We start from the raw sequence: 1972 nt of genomic DNA, 5'->3' as shown, positions 1-1972 counted from the left end.
GTAGTTTGAGGCTTATTTGGAGATGGCCCACCCAAGTTTTTGGGTGGGTTATCCTTCAGTGTGGGGTCTGCTCCCAAAGACCGCTGCAAAGCGTCACCTAGGTTAGTGTTGGCGCAGGCACTCAACAAACCCAGAAGACAAACCGCTAAACTCGCACGTAGGACAGAGTGTGGAAACAGCACGGGCATTGTCCAACAACAGTACTTACCTCCTAAACTAACGCAAATTCACAAAAGGGCAATCAAGCGTGTTATCCTGGCTGAGTTGCCAAACTAGGAAAGATGTTTAGGGAAAGGGCGAGGTCACAATACCCACTATTGTCAATTTAAATGTCTGTAAATTTAAATCTTGTATGGATGCACAGAAAAAGAAATTAGCAGCACCGAGTGAATCTTCTGAATCTGTTCAGGAGCAGCAAGCAGATGCTCAGAGTCAACAATCGGACAAGGGTGGCACGCCATTTTGGAAGCAAGTACAGGAAAATTTCCAAATTATTGCGATCGCACTAGCCTTAGCTCTATTGATTCGAGTATTTGTGGCAGAACCTCGCTACATTCCCTCGGATTCCATGTACCCGACTTTGGGAGTAGGCGATCGCTTAGTGGTGGAAAAAATCTCTTACCGTTTCCATACCCCAAAAGCCGGTGACATTATTGTGTTTGAAATACCGCCACAATTACAAATTTTGGGTTACTCAAAAGACCAAGCTTTCATCAAGCGGGTGATTGGCACATCCGGTGATACGGTTCAAGTCAAAGATGGCAAAGTTTATCGCAACGGTACTCCTCTAGACGAGGACTACATTGCCCAACCTCCCAGTTATCAGATGGGACTGGTGCAGGTGCCAGAAAATTACTTGTTTGTGATGGGAGACAACCGCAACAATAGCAACGATTCCCATGTTTGGGGTTTTCTAGGTAAAGACAAAGTCATTGGTCGTGCCTGTTTCCGTTTTTGGCCCTTTAGTGAACTTGGTTCGATCTGAACTTCGCCCTTCAACATCTCGGTAAATTTTCGGTTAATATCAAGCTCCTTGGTATCGTGATCACATCCCCAAGTGGGTAATGGGTAATGGGTAATGGGTAATGGGTAATGAGTAGCCAGTAATTACAATGACCAATTACCCATTACTAATATTAAGCTTGTGTGAACTTAAGCCCTCTACGGATTTCGGAAATTACTATAAGTTTAACTAATCAATTTTCATACTTAGGCCGGATGCGAATTAGATGGTAAAACTATCTAATTTCGTTCAACTAATAATGCTTGCTGTTCAAGCTAATTTTTTCAAGCCTTGAGATCACAAGGCTAACTTTAATCGACATCAGGAGTTACTTACTAATTATCGGTAGCGACTAGATTGCGATCGCGCTTCTCAAATGATTGAAACACAAATCATTTGTAGGGGCGCTTTGCTTTTGCCCGCAAGATGTGCGCCTAATTACAGCAGTCGCCAGGGCAGGCGCGGACATGACAAAAGTCTCAAACCTAAGTAAGCGCAAGAGTTTGACTTCTGACTTCTGACTTCTGACTTCTGACTTCTGCTATATGTAGGTCGGTAGCAAGTGCAAAACCCTTAGGCAAAACTGGTAAATAAACGCCTTTATTTAGATTTATTGGGTAAGTACTTAAGTAGTCGGACAAAACTAAAATTAACTCTTTAAATAGGGAGCAGGGAGCAGGGAGCAGGGAGCAGAGGGACTTTTGGCAACTTTACACAAGTTAATATAGCGAGGTTTATTTTTGTCCAGGTACTTAGTTATCAAATTCAACCCCAAATAAGTCTAAAGTTTATTGATTAACTTAGTTATTTTAAAATCATTATAGTTTAGTAAATTAGTCAATTTTTTAATTATTTTTTACTAGTAACTAATTAATATAAATAAAACTTATATATTACAAAATGATGATTTTGTGAATCATAACAATTCATCCTTTTGTCGAGATAAAAGTCTAGTTAAATGTAATGAAG

1 protein-coding gene and 1 pseudogene are annotated in these 1972 nt (G+C 40.7%); one reads left to right on the top strand and one right to left on the bottom strand.

Annotation, left to right across the window (positions count from 1 at the left end; all coding sequences use genetic code 11):
• A pseudogene (locus F6K53_RS38650) lies at nucleotides 1-188 on the bottom strand (S-layer homology domain-containing protein); the annotation flags it as partial.
• Nucleotides 189-352: 164 nt separating this feature from the next.
• On the opposite strand from F6K53_RS38650, the gene lepB reads away from it, so the two are divergent.
• Entirely contained in the window at nucleotides 353-985 is a 633-nt protein-coding gene (gene lepB, locus F6K53_RS38645) for a signal peptidase I (RefSeq protein ID WP_293057534.1), read from the top strand.
• Nucleotides 986-1972: the final 987 nt, after the last annotated feature.

It is taken from the genome of Moorena sp. SIO4A1, from assembly GCF_010672065.1.
Taxonomy (GTDB): Bacteria; Cyanobacteriota; Cyanobacteriia; order Cyanobacteriales; family Coleofasciculaceae; genus Moorena.
Note: the sequence above shows the minus strand (reverse complement) of the source record. Positions and strands in the feature narration are given on the sequence as shown.

Excerpts from the sequence above, each read along its gene's own strand:
- lepB (WP_293057534.1), top strand. The coding sequence starts at position 353 with ATGGATGCACAGAAAAAGAAATTAGCAGCACCGAGTGAATCTTCTGAA.